Source organism: Arthrobacter sp. DMZ02-1R, assembly GCF_057747935.1.
In genome coordinates, this window is the sequence record NZ_CM173230.1 from 4,732,220 (window position 1) to 4,750,349 (window position 18,130).

Consider the following 18,130-nt stretch of genomic DNA (forward strand, 5'->3'; position numbering starts at 1 on the left):
CTCGCACTCCACGATGCCGCGCAGGCTGCCCTGATCATGCGGCGGCCGCGTTGCTGGCGAGGTATCGATTGCGCTGTTCAATGAGGTTCCGCAGATATCTACCCAGAACTGCTTTCTCCGCAAGCCGGCCCACGACGCCGAAGGGCGCCGCGAACTCCACGCGATCGATCATGAGCGTCCCGCCGTCGTCGGGAATGAACTCATGGACGTGCCGGAAGAAGCGGAAGGGACCGCGCACTTGCTCATCGGTGAAGGATTCGGGGAAGTGAAACTGGGTGATGCGGCTGCTCATCCGCAAGGGTACGGCGAAATGCCAAGCCTGCCAGGTGACCTCGTCCCCTTCGGACAGCAGTCCGGACACCACGCCGGCCACGGCACGTTCCCGGGACTTGGCCATGGAACCGACGTGCGCTTCGACGTTCCGCGCGAGGTCAAATAGCTCGCCGGGCTCGCGTTGGACGTGGGTGTGGCAGGTGAACGACACAGTCATGGTTCGATCCTGCCACTGTTTCGAACCTGCCTCAGCGCCGATCCGCGATCCTCCTTCGAAACACTCAGCAACGTTGTGACCCAGCTAATGGCGCGGATCTTGAGGTGCTGATAGCTTCCGATGGTCGGCTGAAATGATTGGTGGTGTCCCGTTGCGATCAATCATGGCCCATGCCCGCGCCCTTCATACCGTTCCACCGGTAAGCAACGATCACCTTGCTGCTGTCCGGGTCGCACTGAGCGTTGCCGTGCCTGCACTCGTGCTCCTGGCTTTCGGTCGACCGGACCTCATCATCTACGCCGTATTCGGCGCCCTGACCGGCATGTACGGCCGCGCCGAGTCACACCAATTGCGGCTCAAGCACCAAGCGCAAGCCGCCGCGGTCCTCTTGGCCGGCGTCTCGGTGGGCACGTTTTTGTCCGTCTCCCAAATCCATTCATGGGTGCTGGTAGCGGTGGAGGCGCTCTTGGCAGGCGTAGGTTCGCTGTTCTCGGACAAAGTACGGCTCAAGCCCAACGGCCCCTTCTTCGGCATCCTGGCGCTGGGGGCATGCGCTTCCGTTCCCGCGGCCATCCCCTTCTTCGCTGCTGTCCTGATCTGCGCAGCCTCGGCGGCGTTCTCGATGGTGGTTGGCTTTGCCGGATGGCTCCGGCACCGGACCTGGGAACGCGGCGCCATCCGGGACATTCCGGCATTTAGCGTGCAGCTGCGCCAGGCAGCCGGGGTCCACGCGGCCCGCTACGTGCTCGCCGTCGGCGCGGCAGGCGCCTGCGGAGTGCTCACGGGCAGCGGCCACCCGCACTGGGCCATGGCTGCCGCCGCTGTACCGCTTGCCGGCGCCGACTTTCCCAGCCGGCTACACCGCGGAATCCACCGCATCGTAGGGACGTTCCTCGGATTGGCGATCGTCGCCGTCGTACTCTTTCCCGGACCGCTGTCTCCGCTGCAGTATTTCCCGGGACAAACCGCACTTATCCTGGCCCTGCTGGTGATCGGCTTCCAGTTCCCCACCGAGTTGTTCATGGCTCGGCACTACGGCTGGGCCATGGTGTTCTTCACCCCGGTCATCCTGCTCATGACCCAACTGGCGGCCCCGGCAGATCCTGGGGTGCTGGTCTTGGAACGCGGAGTGGAGACTCTCGTGGGCGCAGTGATCGGGATAACTGTGGCGGTGCTCGTCCAGGCGCCTCGGCTTACTTCGCGGGGCGGCGGGGCGGACCTGACGTAAACTTCGCCGGCAGGAAACGCATGATCGCGGTGATCACCTTGTAGCGCTTCGTCGGGATGGATACCCCCTTACCCCGCTCATTGTCTTCCAGCCCTTCCCGGACAACGCGCTCTGCCTTCAGCCACAGAAAGCGCGGAGCTACTGATTTGTCCATGCCCATGCGATCGTGGAATTCCGTGTGGGTGAAGCCCGGGCACACCGCCGTGACTTTCACGCCGTTCCCTGCATACGCAAGGTTGGCCCAGCGGCTGAAGCTGACCTGCCAGGCCTTGGCCGCCGAGTAACTGCCGCGGTTCGCGAAGGCTGCAACGCTGGCGACGTTGATGATCCGTCCCGTCCTGCGGGCCAGCATGACTTCCAGGGCCGCGTGGCACAGCTCCAGAGGCGTCTGGACATGCAAGCGCAAATGCCGCTTTTCGTCTTCCAGATCGTTCTTCTCGAAGGACTTCAGGAGGCCGATGCCGGCATTGTTGACCAGCACGTCCACCGGCCGCGACGCGTCCCGCAACCGGTCCGCCACCGCCGCAACCCCGACGTCGGAGGTCAGGTCGGCGGGCAGAACCTCCACCGAGATGCTGAAGTCCCGTTCAAGCACCTCCGCGGTGGCCCGCAGTCGGCCTTCGTCGCGGGCCACGAGGACGAGGTGGTGGCCGGATTCGGCCAGTTGGCGGGCGAATTCCGCCCCAAGCCCGGCGGTAGCACCGGTGACCAAGGCTGTGAGTTCGTTGGCACGAGTTGTCATGCGCCCAGACTAGTCCCGTCGGGCGGGGTGAATGTGCGTATTGCTGCCATCTTTCCGTTGGCCTTGTCGCAAGAGGTCACGGGGGTGGTGCTGATGATTCCCGCGCGTCTCGCACAAAACGGACTCAATCTTTCGATAACGCGCGGAGAAACGGCCACCCACTTAAACAAGTGGATGTTGTTCGCGAATCGTGACGCGAAAAGTGAAACTAATTTTTCGAGGGGCCCAATTGACCCCAAATGTCCTAGAACCCGGATCCTTCGAGATGCACGCTGACGCTGATTGCAGTGGCCATCTATTCGTACTTTGAAGCCGACGGCTACAGAAATCTCATCAGTTTCGCTGTGGTCGCGTTCTGGCTCGCTATCGCCGCCGGGATCACGGTCAAGTTCCCCACCGGCCCATGACTTTCCAGCCCTCCGGGGACTAGGGGCGACGTTGACCTAAGAAATCGGTTTATGCAATGCGCCAAGGTGCGAACCGAGATCTTCCGTGAAAATCGCTGCCGGCGGCTTGGCTTCGCCTGCTCCCAGCCACATCACCACAAGATCCCCGAACATGGCAACCACCCCGGACACTCCGGCGGCCCGCAGTGCCCAGCCCTGGACGGCAGAGCCGTCAATTCGGATCAGAGCCGGTTCTGCGCTTGCCTGATCGAGGGCGGCGGCCAGCTGAGCTTCGTCCTCCGTCATGAGTTGCCTGCGCCCGAACGGAGACAGTTCTGCCGCCAGGAACGCCGCCAACCGGGCAGACCCTTGCCGGCCCGATACTGCCGGCTTCAACGTCACCAGGCACTCCGGTGCCTCGCCGGTCCGTTCTCTGTCACCGGTCACGTCGAAATTCGTGACGACGACGGTACCGTGGCGGTTCGGCCGCGGAGCGGAGACGGAGAGCGGACGTACTCCCGGAGACGATGAACGCGCCCCGTACAAGCCGAACTCCTCCGACACGGCCAAAACTATTGCACGACGTGCGGCCCGACCTGCATCAGGGGACGCTGGCCCGAACATTGATCCGCCCATGACTTGATTGTGCACCAGGGAAGGCCTCACTGGGTGGCGTCGGTAAGCATTACCGACGCCTCCCCCACAGCAAATGGAGTCAGTGCGGAACCTCCGGCACGGAAACCAAGGAAGCGGTCTCCTCAGGTCCTGTCGGCGTCCTCCAAGGTTCGGCGTCTTGCGACTACGGTCAGGGCGGTCAGGGCCATTGCTGCAAAGCCGATTCCGAAGGCCCAAGGCACGCCGAACCGGTCGATGATGATTCCGGCCACCGCGGCCGATGCGGCGAACGATCCCAGGGCAACCGAGGTAACCGCTGTAAAAGCCTCGGTGAGAGTGCCCCGCGGAGCGAGGTCCTCCAGTAGGCCGAAGTAACAGACCGCAACCGGCCCTATCGATGTTCCGACTAGGAAGACCGAGACTGCGAGCAGGGGGAGGGAAGGCATCACAGCGCAGAGGGCCAGGGCGGCCGCTGCTGACGCGAGGAGCAGTGCCAGCCTTGCCCATTGGCGCCCGACCCAGCGCCGCAAACCGTACGCGAACGTGCCGACCAGACTCCCCACCGAGAGCGCCCCGTAGAGCAGCGGTGCGCCCTCAGCAGCACCGACCTTCGCAGCGAAAGCGGCTGACGGAACCTGAGTCAGGGCCGTAAGAATACCTTGGCCGAAGCCGACCAGCACGATGGTCCTGACCCCTTTCGACCCGAGAGCACCCAGAAGGCGACTCCGTTCCCTTAATACGGGCTTCCAGGCCCGTGACGCCTTGCTGGCGGAAAGCAGATATGCCCCGGCTGTGAAGCACACTCCGGCGAGAAGCACGCCGAACTACGGGTTGGCAACCACCAGGACTGCCGCTAGCAGCAGAGGCGCGACAATGATCGGTGCTTCGAACAAGATCGAAGACAGAGCCGTCGCCACGTGGCGCTGCTCTGGACCAACGAGTGTCGCCCAGAGCGATCGCAGACTAGCCCCGACCTGCGGTTCGCCAGCCCCGGCACTGAACGCCAACACGCAAATGGCCCATACGGGCCAGCCGGAACCCACCCCGACGACGAGAAGCACGAGGAGAACAAGCTGAATCGTTGCCACCGGAATGAGCACTCTCGGTTGCCCGAATAGGTCGATCAGCCGGCCTTGGAATGCCATCCCGAGCCCCGTCCCTAGACCGAGTGCCCCGACGACCAGCCCTGCACCTGAGAAGCCAGCGCTGGACTGCTGGACCATGAGCAGGACGGACAGGCCCAGCATTCCGATGGGTAAGGTGGCCAGCATGGTTCCGACCACGGGCAACGCAGCGCCTGGCGCGCGCACAATGTCTGCATAACGCGATACCGCCGCTCCAACCCCACCAAGCGTCATCGTGGTTACCTTCCGAACTCGTCATTGACCCGGTGCTGCGTTCAGGCTATCGGTTCACGGCAGCGAGAACGTGTCCGTATTTCTGGGCAGGAGCGGTTCTTCGAAGACGCTGTCCACCTGTCTTCTGAGAAGAAACCAGTTGTGGTGACAGGGCATTCCCCACCGGCCCATGACTTCCAGCCCTTCGGCGTGTCTAGTTGAAAGTGTTGGTGAATGTCGTCGTGGCGATGCGCTGCCCGCTGAATTGATAGCTCAGCGTGGCGTGATCGGCTCCGCTGGAGATCATAGCGTCCAGCGTGAAGCCGAGGCTGTGGGGGTCGATGGATGACGTGATACAGCGGATGTAGCCAGACGACTGGTCCGGGCAAGTCCAACCGGCCGGCGCCATGAGTTTCCCGGGGACGAATGCCGCCTCAGGTGAAAGGCTGAAGAGCGTTTCGCCCGTGGTCGGCGTGCCATCGCCGTGCAACGAGAAGGCCACGTCGATCTGACGTTCGGGCTGCCCTGTGCCTGGCTGACTGCCGAAGGAAGCCGAGACGGTTTGCGGGGGTGGCGCCGTGGTGGAAGGTTGCGGAACCGGAGTTGCGACGACCGTTGCGGAGGGTCGCGGAACGGGGGGTGTGACAACCGCTGCGGAGTTGATCGCCTTGGCCGTCTTCTGCGTCACGGGCACTGCCGCGGGGGCGGTCCTGTGAGGGATTGGCGCAGCAACAGGCACGGGGGCAGGCGCCGCAAGCTCAGGCGCGGGAGGCTCGAGTGCCGCTATGGCGGACGGGTCCGACGTCGGGACCGGGCTGGGTAAGGGTGCCGACAGTGTCGGCGCGACTTCCGGCACGGACCGAGGGGCCGCCGTCGCGCTGCTCGCAGCATCGGCGGCGACGATAGGCGAGGTCTGTCCGAGCCACATGAGGACCGCTGCAATCGCGGCACCAAACAGGACCAGCGCGGCGACTGCCATCTTCCAGATGCCTCTCCCCGGCCGATGTCCTGCTGCGGCCGGATCACCGAATCCGGGATCGAGAGCCTCCAGGGGAAGGTAACCAGCGGCCGCCGCCGGCGTGAAGACAATCCCGGCCACGAGCGGGAAGACAGCTGCCCGCATGCCTGCCTGGACGTCGTTGAGTTCCACCAGCACGGCTGTGCACTTCGAACAGGTCTCCAAATGGGCCTCGACCTTTTCGCGCGAAGTACGTTTCAGGCCGTCGCGGGCATACTTTCCGAGCTGGCTTGAATACTCGAAGCATGAGTCGTCATCCGAGGAGCTGACATGATTCTGCAAATAGGCCTGCCGAAGTCCCTCACGCGCCCGGATCGCAAGCGACGAGACTCCGTTCGGGCTCAAGCCGATGAACGGCGCGGCCGCGGCGGGCTTCAGTCCTTCGATGTCTACGTGCCAGAGCACCGCCTGCCAGCGCTCCGGAAGAGAGGTGAAGGCCTTCACCATGGTGCTGGACTCAAAGGTCGCAAGGACCCCGTCGGCGTCAACAGCAACCGTGTCCAAGCTGGATTCGTCCCCCACGGCCAGCGTTCGCCTTGCCTTCCGGTTCCGGTCGTGGGCAATTCGCCGCACGGCAGTCAGGAGATAAGAACGGAAGAACTGGGCCGGGCCCTTGCCCTCAGTGAGTGCTTGGAAAATCGAAGCGAATGCCTCGGACACGACGTCGTCGGCGTCACTGGCATTGTCCGTTTGGGCGCGGGCAACATACTGGGCAGCTGCCCCATGTCGCCGGTAGAGGACGTCGAACGCCGATGTGTCACCCCCGCGCACCATCGCCACAATTTCGGGGTCACTGTGGGTCCCTGCATCCCAGGACGGGCGCGAGCCACTCGGCCCAAAGTCAGAATCCTGCTCCATAGCAATCTAGTGTGACACCAGATCGCATGTGACTTGAAACTTACGTTGGTCCCCGGCTATCCCCCGACTATTCGTTGTCCGGTTCCCCCACCGGCGGTTCCGGCGGCCAATCGACGTCGAGCTCGTAGCCCTCATGATTGCGCAGATAGCCGGCGATGAACGGGCAATGCGGAATGATCCGCTTGCCCGAGGCCACGACGTCGTCCAAGGCAAAGTGCGCCAGAACCTTGGCCAGCCCGCGTCCTTTGAACTGCGAGCGCGTCTCGGTATGCAGGAAGTCGATGTGGCCGGGCTTGTCCATGAACTGGGAGATCACGGCCACTTCACCGTCAACCAGAAGCTCGTAGCGGTGGAATTTGTCGTTCCTGACCGTTGTGACGTCCGGGCTGAACGACTCTGCGGTTGAATCCGTGAACTCAGTCATGAGTCGAGATTCGCACGTAAACCGTGCTCTGGCAATGGCACCGTGGGGGCATCAGGAACCGCCGGAGAAAGGACTCCGGCCGGCACCCGTCCCAGCAGCAGCACCGCAAGCGCGAAGCACGCCGCTCCCCCACCGAGCAGGGTCAGCGTCAGTCCGTTAACGACGGCGTCCACCACGGGGATGAAGACCACGACGCCGGAAGTCACCACCGCGGCGTGCGCCCTGCCGCGCGCGTGGACGGCCGCCGTCGGGCGCTCTTCGAGCCTGCCGCACAGCAGTAGGACCGGCAACAAAAGTACGACGACGGCGAGCAGCACCAGAGGGCGGGCCCACCACCATTCAGCCGTACCGGCCGCCGGCTTGGGGAAATCCGTGAGCAGAAGCAGCCCTGACAAAGCTGCAAGCAGTGGCAAATGCCACAGATAAACCGTCATGGACCGGCGGCCCGCCACGGCCACCACCCAGCGAATCCAGCGCACCTGCGCCACCCATTTCAGGCCAGGGCGCAGCAACTGCAGTGTAGCTGCCTGCGACAGGCCAAGGAGGAGCATGCAGAAGTTGGGCGGATTCAGGTCCACAATCATGTTCCCGGAGTAGACCCCAATTCCGGTCACGAATCCCAGCAGCAGGTTGCTGCCGACAATCAACCCCACGAACCAGCCCCGGCTGCGTCCAGCGAAGATGCCGTCGGCAATGAAGAAGCCGAATTGCTGGACAGCGCACCAGACAAAGAGCATGTTGACGAAGGCGAGCATCGGAAAAGCCCCGCGCAATGAGTCGAGGGTGATCACTGCGGCCACCAACGCGCTGAGGGTCAGCCAGGGGGAATGTCCGTGCAGGCGGGCCAGCAAGGGAACACTGAGTTGAGTAGCAAGGTAAGCGGCCAGGAACCACAGGGGCATACCCGCGCCGGTACCGATGAGCTGGACCACCTGCGGGTCAACACCCAGGAGGAGCGCTGCCCACAACCCCACGAACATCGAGGCCAGCAGCGCAGTTGCCGGACGGATGAGGCGCAAGAGCCGCAGTTGCGCATAGTCGACGCCGGAGCCGCCGCGCGCACGCAGCCGACGCCATGACTCCAGTCCCGTGATGCCGCCGAGGACGAAGAACAGCGGCATCACTTGTAACACCCACAGGACGGGTTCGAACCAATGCTGTTCCATGAGCGTATTTTCGGTGGTGACGGTGCCGTCGGGATGCAGGACCGGGCTGACCATCATGCAATGCGAGAGGACCACCAGGATGAGGCAGAAGAACCGGGCCAGATCGATCACGGGATCCCGTGAGCGGCCGAGCGCTGCCCGGCCTGCGGATACCTTCTGCTGCCTCAAGAATCCCATTGCACTCCCTTGCGAACTGCTGAGTCCATTGTCCGCCCGCTCGACCACGGGAACCAGAGGGGCGGACGGGGAGTCGGCACCGCACACGCTCGCTCACCTTTGACGCGAAATCCTCCGACGCTCGCTCACCTAAGACGCGAAATCCCGCGACGCTCCTGCAGATGATCTGCAGGAGCGTCGCGGCTTTTTGCCGCAAAAGTGAGCGAGGGTCCGGTTCGCCTACATCTGGAAACCCAGACGGCAACCCCAACAATTGCCCTGCGGTGCGGCGAATCCCGGCGTTTAGTAGAGAGTGCTATCAATCCATGACAAAGGAGTCATCGTGGCACGCGCCGATTTATCGACAGTGCAGTCAGCCCCATTTCCCCTCGCTTCAGCCTCCTCCATTGCCCATGGCACGGCGATCGGCCTCGGCCCTGAACCGACGGCAAAACCACATGCCTCCGACGATTCAGAGGCCGGCGGCGAGGTCCCCAGCAGTGCCTGGCGGGTACGGGCAGATGCTTGGGAGTTCCTTGGCTACGCCGTCAAGCAGCTGGCTGCCTCAACATCGCGTTCCGGGGGTGGTCGAACGCCGCGGGAACTGCCGCGGGAGGTTCGAAGGTTGCTGCCGTTGCTGGAATCCCTCGAAATGTATTGGGCGTCTCCGGGGCCGCAATATGTCATGGAGATGCGGCGAAGCTTGGAAGCCGGGAAATACCCTGAGGCTCTGGGCCTCATAGAGCCGGTCGCACGGCGCGTCGCGGGCCATAACCAGCATGCCCCGGAACCATCCACGGACACTGAACGCGAGGCGGACAGGATTGAAGAACCCGCCGATGCGCGGAAGCGGTTCGAAGTCCTGGTCATCGACGACGTCTCCGATGTGGACCGTGAAGCCCTCCAAGCAGAACTTCTCAACCAGCGGCGCCCCGCCGACGCCTTCAACTACGAGCTGGTGTTCGTCCCGAGTTTCGAGGACGCCATCGTGGCCGTCCTCCTCAACCCCGACATTCAAGCGTGTGTCCTGCGGCCCGGATTCGTCCTCAATAGCACGCAACGCCTGGGCCGGGACATGCGCGGTTTCCTGGATGGGTTCTTGGGCGGTTCGCTCCCCGAGCGCCCCTTGGACCGCATCCTGAGCCTGGCGGAGAAACTAGGTCAACTCCGCCCCGAACTCGACCTTTACTTGGTAGCGGGAGTGGGGATCGAGGGACTCGCAGGTTCCTTGAGCCGCCGATTCCGCCGGATATTCCGCCGCCAGGATGGGCTGGAACTCCATCTGTCCTTGCTGGCTGGCGTCGCTGAACGATATGAGGCGCCGTTCTTCCACGCGGTCCAGCAATACAGCCGCAAACCCGCCGGCGTCTTCCATGCGCTACCGGTGTCCAGGGGAGGATCAGTTATCCATTCCAAGTGGATCAACGACCTCGGCGAGTTCTATGGCCTCAACCTGCTGCTGGCCGAAACCTCCGCCACGTCCGGCGGGCTCGATTCGTTGTTGGATCCCCACGGGTCCCTCAAGCAGGCCCAGAAGCTGGCTGCCCGGGCATTCGGTGCCCAAAAATCGCTGTTTGTCACCAACGGAACCTCAACAGCCAACAAGATCGTGCACCAATCGATTCTTGCGCCCGGGGACGTAGTCCTGGTGGACCGGAACTGCCACAAATCGCACCATTATGCGCTCATGCTGGCTGGCGCACAGGTTTCCTATTTGGATGCGTACCCGTTGAACGATTTCTCGTTCTATGGAGCAGTGCCCTTGGAAAGCATCAAACGGATGCTCTTGGACTATCGCCGGGCTGGCAGGCTTCACGAGGTCAAGATGCTCGCCCTCACCAACTGCACCTTCGACGGCATCGTCTACGACGTCGAACGGGTCATGGAAGAGTGCCTGGCCATCAAACCGGACTTGGTATTCCTGTGGGACGAGGCGTGGTTCGCGTTCGCGGGCTTCCACCACATCTACCGCCGTCGCACTGCCATGGCCTCGGCGCGGTCACTCGAAAAGTCGTTCGCGGATCCGGCCTACGCACGGCGCCACGCCCAGCAATTGCGCGAGCTTGGGGCGGCTGGCGAGCTTGGGGCGGCTGACGCGGCTGACGGCCTGGATTCAGTAAGTGATGAGTTGCTCTTGAAGACGCGGCTCCTGCCCGATCCGTCCAAGGCCCGCCTGAGGGTCTATTCAACGCAGTCGACCCACAAGACCCTGACTTCGCTCCGCCAGGGGTCCATGATCCACATCCATGACCAGGATTTCGGACAGTTGAATGAGGAAAGCTTCCGGGAGGCGTACATGACGCACACCTCCACCTCGCCCAACTACCAAATCCTGGCATCGCTGGACATGGGCCGGCGGCAAGTCGAGTTCGAAGGCTACGAACTGGTGCAACGGCAGGCCGACCTCGCCGTCAGCATCGCCCAGGCCGTGGCCAGGCATCCCTTGCTGAAGAAGTACTTCCGCGTGCTCGGCACCAGGGACCTCATTCCGGCGCAATACCGCGAGACCAGCCGGCAAATGCCCCTGCGGGACGGACTGGCCGCGATGTCGGAGGCCTGGGAGCGGGACGAGTTCGTCGTCGATCCGAGCCGTTTGACCCTGCACATCGGCCTCACCGGCGTGGACGGAGATACCTTCAAGCACGACTACCTGATGGACAAGTACGGGATCCAGGTCAACAAGACGTCACGGAACAGCGTGTTGTTCATGACCAACATTGGTACCTCGCGGAGTGCCGTTGCCTACCTCGTCGAAGTTCTGGTCAAGCTGGCCGAAACTTTCGAAGACGAGCAAACCGGGCTGAGTGGCTTGGGCAAGCGGGCCCGCAATGCCCGCGTTGCCGCGCTGACCAGCACGCCGCCACCCCTGCCGGACTTCAGTCGCTTCGCCGAGCGATTCCGCAAAGACGCAGAAACTCCTGATGGCAACATGCGCGCAGCCTACTTCGAGAGCTACAAAGCCGGGTCCTGCGAATACTTCAGTGCGGCCGAACTCGCATGCAAGGTCGCCGCGGGCGAAGAAATGGTTTCGGCGTCCTTCGTCACCCCCTACCCGCCGGGCTTCCCCGTCTTGGTCCCCGGGCAAGTCATCACTGAGGAGATCCTAGCCTTCATGTCAGCTCTGGATACGAGGGAGATCCACGGCTTCAATGCGGAGCTGGGGTTCAGGGTGTTGACGGGCAAACCCTCATTGCCAGACGGCACGTAGCGGCAATGTTGACGACGGCCGGGCACCGGTCGGCGTTAGCCCGCCAACCGCCGTCGTACTTCATGAAACGCTCCTGCAGATTTCGACCCCAATCCACCGACGCTCCATCACTTTTCGGGCAAATACCGTCAGCGCTCGCGCACAAGATGTGAGCTAGGGTCACCCCAAAAGCCCATATATGTGAGCGAGCGACGGGCCTGGAGGGCACATACGTGAGCGAGGGTTGCGCTTAGCCGAGCGCCACGGCCAGAATGCCGAGCACGACGGCGAGTAGCGGCGTCGTGCCCTGGAGAACCGCGGCGCGGAGGTACTTTTTGCCGCTCAAGGCAAGCACGATTGCCGCCAGCAGCATGGAGCCGCACGAACTGAAGACGAGGGTCCAACCTACCTGCGGGTGACCGAGCGCGACCACCACGATCCCTGCGAGCGCGCCAATGGCGAGGAAAAGGTTGTAGAAACCCTGGTTGTAGGCGAGGGGCTTGGTGGTTTCGGCGTCGGCTTGGGATGTGACGCTGAAACGCTTCCACGTGGCCGGACGGGTCCAGGTGATGGACTCCATGCTGAAGATGTAGACGTGCAGTAAACCGGCAATGAGGGCAAAAAGCAGGGAGGCCAGGATCATGTGCTGATCCTAGCCTCCCAATGTTGCGCGGCCGCCCCGCGAGCCGTGCCACCCCCACCTAGCGGCTGAGCATGTCCAGCGTTGCCCCGGCGAAGGTCGAGGCGGAGGAGTTCCAGCGGCCCAGCAGGCCCTGCAGGTTCTCGCCGTCGGCCCGGTGCGGAGTGGTCTCGGCCTCGAGCGTGGCGAGGATGCCGGTGCGGAGCTCTGTATTGAAGTTCACCTTGCCCACGCCCATGGACGTGGCCTTGACCAGGTCCGCGGCGGGGATGCCCGATGCGCCGTGGAGGACCAGCGGAAGCTCCATGCGCGAGGCAATATCCTGCAGCACCTCCCAGCGCAGCTTGGGTTCCCCGGTATAGCGGCCATGTGCATTCCCCACGGCCACGGCCAGGAGCTGGGCACCAGTGCGGTATACGAATTCCAGCACTTGGTCGGGATCGGTCAAGCCTGCGGGATGGGCACTGGTGTCAACACCGAAAGCCTTGTCTTCGTCACCGGCCAGTCCGCCAAGTTCGGCTTCAATTACGACGTCGGACGCGCCGGCGGCTGCCAGGACAGCCCGGACCTCGCGGACCAGGGCGATGTTCTCCTCAAACGGTAGGGACGAACCATCCGCCAGGACGGCGTCGGCACCGGCCGCTACCGAATCACGGATGACATCCAGATCCGAGGCGTGGTCCAGCTGGACCGAGACCGGCACGCTGGCGTCGTCGGCCAGAGCGCGCAGCGCCGTGATCAGCCGCGGACCGGACGGAGCGGCGGCAGTCTTTGGCGCTACCAACAGGATGACCGCACGGCCTGATTCTTCGGCTGCGGCCACCACCGCAAGGGCAGTGGTGAAGTCGTAGCACGTGAAGGCCGGGACCGCTGCCCCTCGCTCCAGTGCGGAACCTACAAGATCGTCAAGACGTACACGCATCAGTGGGCCAGGCCTCCCACAAGGATCCAGGCGACATAGCTGAGCAGGAAGCCGGCGACCCCAAGAATGGTGGTGAGAACGGTCCAGGTCTTGAGCCCATCGGACACCGTGAGGCCGTAGTAGCGCACCACAACCCAGAAGCCGGCGTCGGTCACGTGGGACAGGCCCAGGCCGCCGAAGCCGATGGCGATCACGATGACGGCGATCTGCGCCGGGGTGTAGCCGCCGTGCGCCACGGCAGCCGAGAGCAGGCCGGTGGTGGTGACGATGGCAACCGTGGCCGAACCCTGCGCGGCACGCAATGCCAGGGAAATGATGAATCCGAGCAGGATGATCGGCACGCCGAGGGAGTCCAGCGTCTGGGACAGCGCCGCGCCGATGCCGGAGACCTGCAGGACACCGCCGAACACGCCGCCGGCTGCCACAACCATGAGGATCGAGGCGATGGGAGGCAGGGCACCTTCGAAGATCTCGCCGGTTTCCTTGAGCGACCACTGGCGGCGGACAGCCAGCAGGAAGAAGGCGAGCGCAACGGCCACCAGCAGGGCGAAGAACGGGTTGCCCACGAAAGAAGAGACGCCGTACCAGTAGTCCTTCTTGTTGATCAGGAGCGTACCCGCGGTACCAAGCAGGATCTGCACGATCGGGGCGGCAATGAGGAAAATGATCAGGCCCGGGCGCGGCGGGGCGACGGCGCTGGCGCCAGGACCGTCGTGGCCCACCCGCACGAGGGAGTCGGAACCGAATTCTTCAATCTGGTCGCGGACGCCCGGAAGCAGTTCGTAGTCCTTGCGGTTCATGATGCTGGCAACCCAGTAGGACAGGAAACCCAGAGGCACGCAGATGATCAGCGAAATCATCGCGATGAGCCCGATGTCGGCGCCCATGACGCCCGCCCCGGCAACAATGCCCGGGTGCGGGGGAACAGCGACGTGGATGGAGAGCATGATGCCAGCCATGGGAAGGCCGAACTTGATGGGGTGCAGCTTGGCGATCTTCGCGAAGGCGTAAACAATCGGCACCAGCACGATGATGCCCACTTCGAAGAACACGGGAATCGCCACGAGGAAGCCCACGGCGGTCAGGGCCACGGCGACGCGCTTGGCTCCGAGCTTCGCGGTGAAGTGGTTGGCCAGCGATTGCACGCCGCCTGACACCTCGATCATGCGGCCCAACACGGCTCCGAGGGCAATCAGCAGCGCAACCTTGCCCATGGTTCCGCCCACACCGTTGGCAACAACGGTGAAGACGTCCGCCAAGGGGATCTGCGCGGCGACGGCCACCAGGATGCTCACGGCCAGCAATGCCACGAAGGCCTGGATCTTGAATCGGATGATCATGAGCAACAGCAGCGCGACGCCCGCAACGGCGATGGTCAGCAGCAGCGGAGTCCCAAGCTCCACGGCCGGCTTGATGGCAGGGGCATCAGCTGCCCGGACTGCCAAGGAATTGATGAGGGGATTCATCGGGGGTGTCTCCTTTGACTACGCCAGCCTGGACTTTAGGCCGGCGAGAGCGGCGACGACGGGCGGAGGGGGACCGCCGTCGTCGCGAGTTGTGCGAGGGGTTAGTTTGTGCGCCTGGTGGGCGCGACGACCTTGATGACGGCTGAATCGTCGGAGGCGGCGAGGCCTTGGGCCTGGCCAAGGAGGTAGAGCTGTTCGGCAGCGGCGGCAACGGGTGCGGCGAGGCCGGCGGCGCGGGTAGCCTTGCCGACGATGCCCATGTCCTTGACGAAGATGTCCAGGCGGCTGAGGACCTCGGCGCCTTCTTCGTTGTACGCCTCGAGGATTCGGGGGCCGCGGTTGGACAGCATGAACGAGCCGGCGGCGCCCGCTTCGAGGGCGGCGAGGGTCTTGGCTTGGTCCAGGCCCAGGGCATCGGCGAGTGCCATTGCCTCGGCGGCAGCGGCGATATGGACACCGCAGAGGAGCTGGTTGACGGTCTTCAGCGCCTGGCCGTCGCCGGGCTTGTCACCCACGATGCTCAGTGTGGAGGCCAATAGTTCCAGGGCAGGGCGAGCCTTTTCCTGCGCAGCCGGAGTAGCGCCCACCACGATCAGGAGGTCGCCTTCGCCGGCACGCTTGGGGCCGCCGGAAAGGGGCGCGTCAACGAGTTCGACGCCGTACTCCGCCAGGCGGGCGACAGTGGCCGGAATCGCTTCGGTACCGACGGTGCTGCCGAGGATCACGACGGCGCCCGGCTTGAGCACGGATGCGACGCCGTTGGCGCCGAAGAGGACCTCGTCGAGTTGTTCGCCGTTGCGCACGGCGAGGAGAAGGGCATCGGCGCTGTCCGAAGCTTCACGGGCCGAAGCGAAGGTGCGGATTCCGGCGTCGGCGGCGAGCTTCAGCCGCGGTTCGGCGATGTCGAAGCCGTGGACGGTCAGCTGGGTTGCCAAGCGGGTGGCCATCGGCAGGCCCATGGCGCCAAGGCCGAGGACGGCGACGGTGTATTTCCTGGTCATGGTGTTCTCCATTGAATGGGGGGTCGGTCAGAAGGTGTTGCTGAGCTTGCGCGTGACTTGCGCCAGGGATTCGTCGTCGCCTACGTTGCCGGCGAACACGATGTACGGGATGCCCTTGGCGGGTCCGTCCACCGGTTCCCACAGCGAGACGATGCCGGGCAGCATGGGGCCGCGGACAATCGCGTGCCGGATTTCGAGGCCGTGCGCGGCCACGTCCGAGGACGTGATCCCGCCCTTGGCGATGACGAAGCGCGGCGGGAAGGTCTTGAGCGTCCGGTTCACGACTGCGACGACGGCGGCAGAGACGGTGCGGGCAATCTTCAGGCTCGCTGCGGCGTCGTCGGTCTTGATGAGCAGGCGGCTCGTGTGGACGATCACGTCGCCGCTGTGGAGGGCGTCGACGACGGCGGCGACCGTTTCGTCGATGTACTCGTCCGCGCCACTAACGAGAAGTCTTTCCACGTCGATCTCGATGATGCGGGCAGCGCTGTGCTGGGCCGTCAGGGTGTTCAGCTGACGCGTCGTGAGACCGACATGCGAGCCAACAACAATGAGGCCGCCGGCCGTTGAGGGAGTGTTGCCTTCGTAGGCTTCCTCGCCGCTGAGTGCCTCGCGGATTTCCTGGCCGATCCGGCCGCGGACGAACGGCGGGCCCACACGGTAGAGCAGTTTCTTACCGCGGCGTTCGGCCTCTTCGAGTCCAAGGGCGAGTGCGCGGAGGTCGTTCTCGGTGACGATGTCCGCGACGATCGGCGTGGAGTTCGTGGCGGGTTCGATGGCGTCGGCGATGGCCTTCGCGGAGAGCTCGGGATCCCCTGAGGATCCGTTCGCAGCGGCTGCGCCGGCGCGGATGATGTTCAAGTCGAGGACGATCACGGAGTCCGCGGCGAAACGGCCCTTCGACTTCTCCTCCACATACTTGGCCATCTCGGAGTTGGCGAAGCCGAAGCTGGCGTCCTTGGCGAACTCGGTCTCGGAGACCGGGGTGAGCTTGCCGGCGTCGTCCCCGGCACCGCGCATGTAGTGGACGCCGCCGATCGTGACGCGACCGGCGTCGGGGAAGGCAGGGACCATCACGACGCCGTCCGTGGCTTCTCCGGTCACGTCGGCGACAGTGGCGGCAATAACGTCGGGTTCCAGCGGATAGTAGCCGCGGAGGGTGGAGTCGGAGCGGCTGACGAAACCGAGGCGAACATCCTTGCCCGCTGCGGCGAGGGCGTTGCGGACGATTTCCTCGTTGCGGGCAGCGGCCTCAACCGGGTCCAGGCTGCGGGTGTTGGTCAGCACGTACACCGCGGGCTGGGACTGGCTTTCCGCGATGTGGGCGAAGGCCCACGCGAAGTCGGCGACCTCCCAGCGGGTGAGGACCGGCAGGTTGGCAACTGACTGGGTGCCCGTGGGGTCGTCGTCGAGGACTACCAGGACGCGGGGCGAGGTTGCGGAAGACGCTGCTACGGCGTCGGCAACCAGCTGCGCGGGGATCTGGACTTCAGCCGGGAAGGCGGCCAGAACATCGGCTTCAAGGGTCACTGTGCACTCCATCGTGGGAAATCTCTGCTTCTGAACGTAAATGTAAGATGTCAGACATCTAATTTGAGTGCTAGTGTGACACACCCACTTTCCGGTGTGCAAGTGTCAGTCGTCACTATGCTTGGCGCATGCTTCAAAAGCCTCCCGCCGTCGCGGCGCTGCACGTGGACATGCGCCTTCCAATGCCCGCCAGCACGACGCCGGCCCTTCAGTCCCAGCCTCCCGTCCTGTTGCTGCACGGCTGGGCCTCGACGTCCGCCTATTGGGAGCCGCTCGCCGCCGAATTGCTCGACGCCGGGCGTTCAGTGTGGATCGTCGATTTGCCTGGGTATCACCGCGGGGATGTATTGCCCGAAGGCTTCGAATGGACGCTTGAGTCGGCGGCCGCTTCCGTCGCGGCCATTGCCGCCCGGAACCCCTCGCCGGTCCACATCGCTGGCCACTCAATGGGTGGCAGCGTCGCCCTGACGTTAGCGGCAGCGTATCCGGAGCTGGTGGCGAGTGTGGCCCTGATCGGCATGGTGCCGGCGCCGCCGAACGATGCCTTCAAGTCGATGCTCGAATCCCAGCTCGGCCAAGGCTTCATTGACGACGCGATGCGCGCCAAGTGCATGAAAGCCTGGTTTGGGGCGTTGCCTACGGAGGACGAACGGCTGCTGAGCCGCGGATTCGAGCTCCCCTTTGAGGTCCTGGGGCCTAGCGGCCTCGCGGCAATGGCGGGCGTGGCTGCGGATGTCCCCGAAAAGGTGACCGCACCGACGCTCGTGATTGCCGGCGTCGGGGACCGCTTACGCTCGCTGGACCAGGCGGAAGCCTTCGTGGCGGCCAGCCCCATGAGAAGGCTGGTGGCAATCCCGAACGCCGGGCACAGCGTCCATTGGGAGCAGCCCCATGCTTGCGCGGTGGCGCTCGGCGCGTTTTGGGACGAAAGCCGGCAACCCTCGGCGTAAGATGTCAGACATCT

The 18,130-nt window shown here is 64.1% G+C and carries 16 protein-coding genes; 3 read left to right on the forward strand and 13 right to left on the reverse strand.

Going from position 1 to position 18,130, the window contains the following annotated elements; translation table 11 throughout:
- Window positions 1-34: 34 nt before the first annotated feature.
- The gene (locus AC3ANQ_RS22475; protein ID WP_265980610.1) at window positions 35-490 is read right to left on the reverse strand and encodes an SRPBCC family protein; all 456 of its coding nucleotides are present in this window, start codon (window positions 488-490) and stop codon (window positions 35-37) included.
- Window positions 491-653: 163 nt separating this feature from the next.
- On the opposite strand from AC3ANQ_RS22475, the gene AC3ANQ_RS22480 reads away from it, so the two are divergent.
- Window positions 654-1,718, forward strand: a complete 1,065-nt coding sequence (locus AC3ANQ_RS22480; protein WP_488303090.1) for an FUSC family protein — start codon at window positions 654-656, stop codon at window positions 1,716-1,718.
- On the opposite strand, the gene AC3ANQ_RS22485 is transcribed toward AC3ANQ_RS22480, so the two are convergent.
- The 7 genes from AC3ANQ_RS22485 to AC3ANQ_RS22515 all read right to left on the reverse strand — a co-directional run bounded on the left by AC3ANQ_RS22485 (window position 1,684) and on the right by AC3ANQ_RS22515 (window position 8,441).
- Window positions 1,684-2,460 carry an SDR family NAD(P)-dependent oxidoreductase gene (locus tag AC3ANQ_RS22485; RefSeq protein ID WP_488303091.1) on the reverse strand — a complete coding sequence of 259 codons (777 nt, stop codon included), beginning with the start codon at window positions 2,458-2,460 and terminating at the stop codon, window positions 1,684-1,686. The genes AC3ANQ_RS22480 and AC3ANQ_RS22485 overlap by 35 nt on opposite strands.
- 443 nt (window positions 2,461-2,903) lie before the next feature.
- Window positions 2,904-3,410: a hypothetical protein gene (locus tag AC3ANQ_RS22490; protein ID WP_488303092.1), complete on the reverse strand. Its 507-nt coding sequence runs from the start codon at window positions 3,408-3,410 to the stop codon at window positions 2,904-2,906.
- A 194-nt stretch (window positions 3,411-3,604) separates the two neighbouring features.
- Window positions 3,605-4,141, reverse strand: a complete 537-nt coding sequence (locus AC3ANQ_RS22495; RefSeq protein WP_488303093.1) for a hypothetical protein — start codon at window positions 4,139-4,141, stop codon at window positions 3,605-3,607.
- A gap of 144 nt (window positions 4,142-4,285) precedes the next feature.
- Window positions 4,286-4,819 carry a hypothetical protein gene (locus tag AC3ANQ_RS22500; RefSeq protein ID WP_488303094.1) on the reverse strand — a complete coding sequence of 178 codons (534 nt, stop codon included), beginning with the start codon at window positions 4,817-4,819 and terminating at the stop codon, window positions 4,286-4,288.
- Window positions 4,820-5,012: 193 nt separating this feature from the next.
- Window positions 5,013-6,674 carry a sigma-70 family RNA polymerase sigma factor gene (locus AC3ANQ_RS22505; RefSeq protein ID WP_488303095.1) on the reverse strand — a complete coding sequence of 554 codons (1,662 nt, stop codon included), beginning with the start codon at window positions 6,672-6,674 and terminating at the stop codon, window positions 5,013-5,015.
- 67 nt (window positions 6,675-6,741) lie between these two features.
- Window positions 6,742-7,098, reverse strand: a complete 357-nt coding sequence (locus AC3ANQ_RS22510; protein WP_488303096.1) for a GNAT family N-acetyltransferase — start codon at window positions 7,096-7,098, stop codon at window positions 6,742-6,744.
- Window positions 7,095-8,441 carry an acyltransferase family protein gene (locus AC3ANQ_RS22515; RefSeq protein ID WP_488303097.1) on the reverse strand — a complete coding sequence of 449 codons (1,347 nt, stop codon included), beginning with the start codon at window positions 8,439-8,441 and terminating at the stop codon, window positions 7,095-7,097. Before AC3ANQ_RS22515 ends, AC3ANQ_RS22510 begins: the two co-directional genes overlap by 4 nt.
- 322 nt (window positions 8,442-8,763) lie before the next feature.
- Here AC3ANQ_RS22515 and AC3ANQ_RS22520 point away from each other — a divergent pair, with 322 nt between their 5' ends.
- Complete coding sequence (locus tag AC3ANQ_RS22520; RefSeq protein ID WP_488303098.1) at window positions 8,764-11,628, forward strand: aminotransferase class I/II-fold pyridoxal phosphate-dependent enzyme; 2,865 nt, start codon at window positions 8,764-8,766, stop codon at window positions 11,626-11,628.
- A 229-nt stretch (window positions 11,629-11,857) separates the two neighbouring features.
- Here AC3ANQ_RS22520 and AC3ANQ_RS22525 read toward each other — a convergent pair whose 3' ends face one another.
- The 5 genes from AC3ANQ_RS22525 to AC3ANQ_RS22545 all read right to left on the reverse strand — a co-directional run bounded on the left by AC3ANQ_RS22525 (window position 11,858) and on the right by AC3ANQ_RS22545 (window position 17,166).
- On the reverse strand, window positions 11,858-12,250 hold the full coding sequence (locus AC3ANQ_RS22525; protein ID WP_488303099.1) for a DUF1304 domain-containing protein: 393 nt from the start codon (window positions 12,248-12,250) through the stop codon (window positions 11,858-11,860).
- A gap of 58 nt (window positions 12,251-12,308) precedes the next feature.
- Window positions 12,309-13,169, reverse strand: coding sequence for a class II fructose-bisphosphate aldolase (locus tag AC3ANQ_RS22530; RefSeq protein WP_488303100.1), 861 nt, complete (start codon window positions 13,167-13,169; stop codon window positions 12,309-12,311).
- Complete coding sequence (locus tag AC3ANQ_RS22535; protein ID WP_488303101.1) at window positions 13,169-14,635, reverse strand: GntP family transporter; 1,467 nt, start codon at window positions 14,633-14,635, stop codon at window positions 13,169-13,171. Before AC3ANQ_RS22535 ends, AC3ANQ_RS22530 begins: the two co-directional genes overlap by 1 nt.
- A 101-nt stretch (window positions 14,636-14,736) precedes the next feature.
- Window positions 14,737-15,636 carry an NAD(P)-dependent oxidoreductase gene (locus tag AC3ANQ_RS22540; protein ID WP_488303102.1) on the reverse strand — a complete coding sequence of 300 codons (900 nt, stop codon included), beginning with the start codon at window positions 15,634-15,636 and terminating at the stop codon, window positions 14,737-14,739.
- A gap of 27 nt (window positions 15,637-15,663) precedes the next feature.
- The gene (locus AC3ANQ_RS22545; protein WP_488303103.1) at window positions 15,664-17,166 is read right to left on the reverse strand and encodes a four-carbon acid sugar kinase family protein; all 1,503 of its coding nucleotides are present in this window, start codon (window positions 17,164-17,166) and stop codon (window positions 15,664-15,666) included.
- 128 nt (window positions 17,167-17,294) lie between these two features.
- On the opposite strand from AC3ANQ_RS22545, the gene AC3ANQ_RS22550 reads away from it, so the two are divergent.
- Window positions 17,295-18,116, forward strand: coding sequence for an alpha/beta fold hydrolase (locus AC3ANQ_RS22550; protein WP_488303104.1), 822 nt, complete (start codon window positions 17,295-17,297; stop codon window positions 18,114-18,116).
- Window positions 18,117-18,130: the final 14 nt, after the last annotated feature.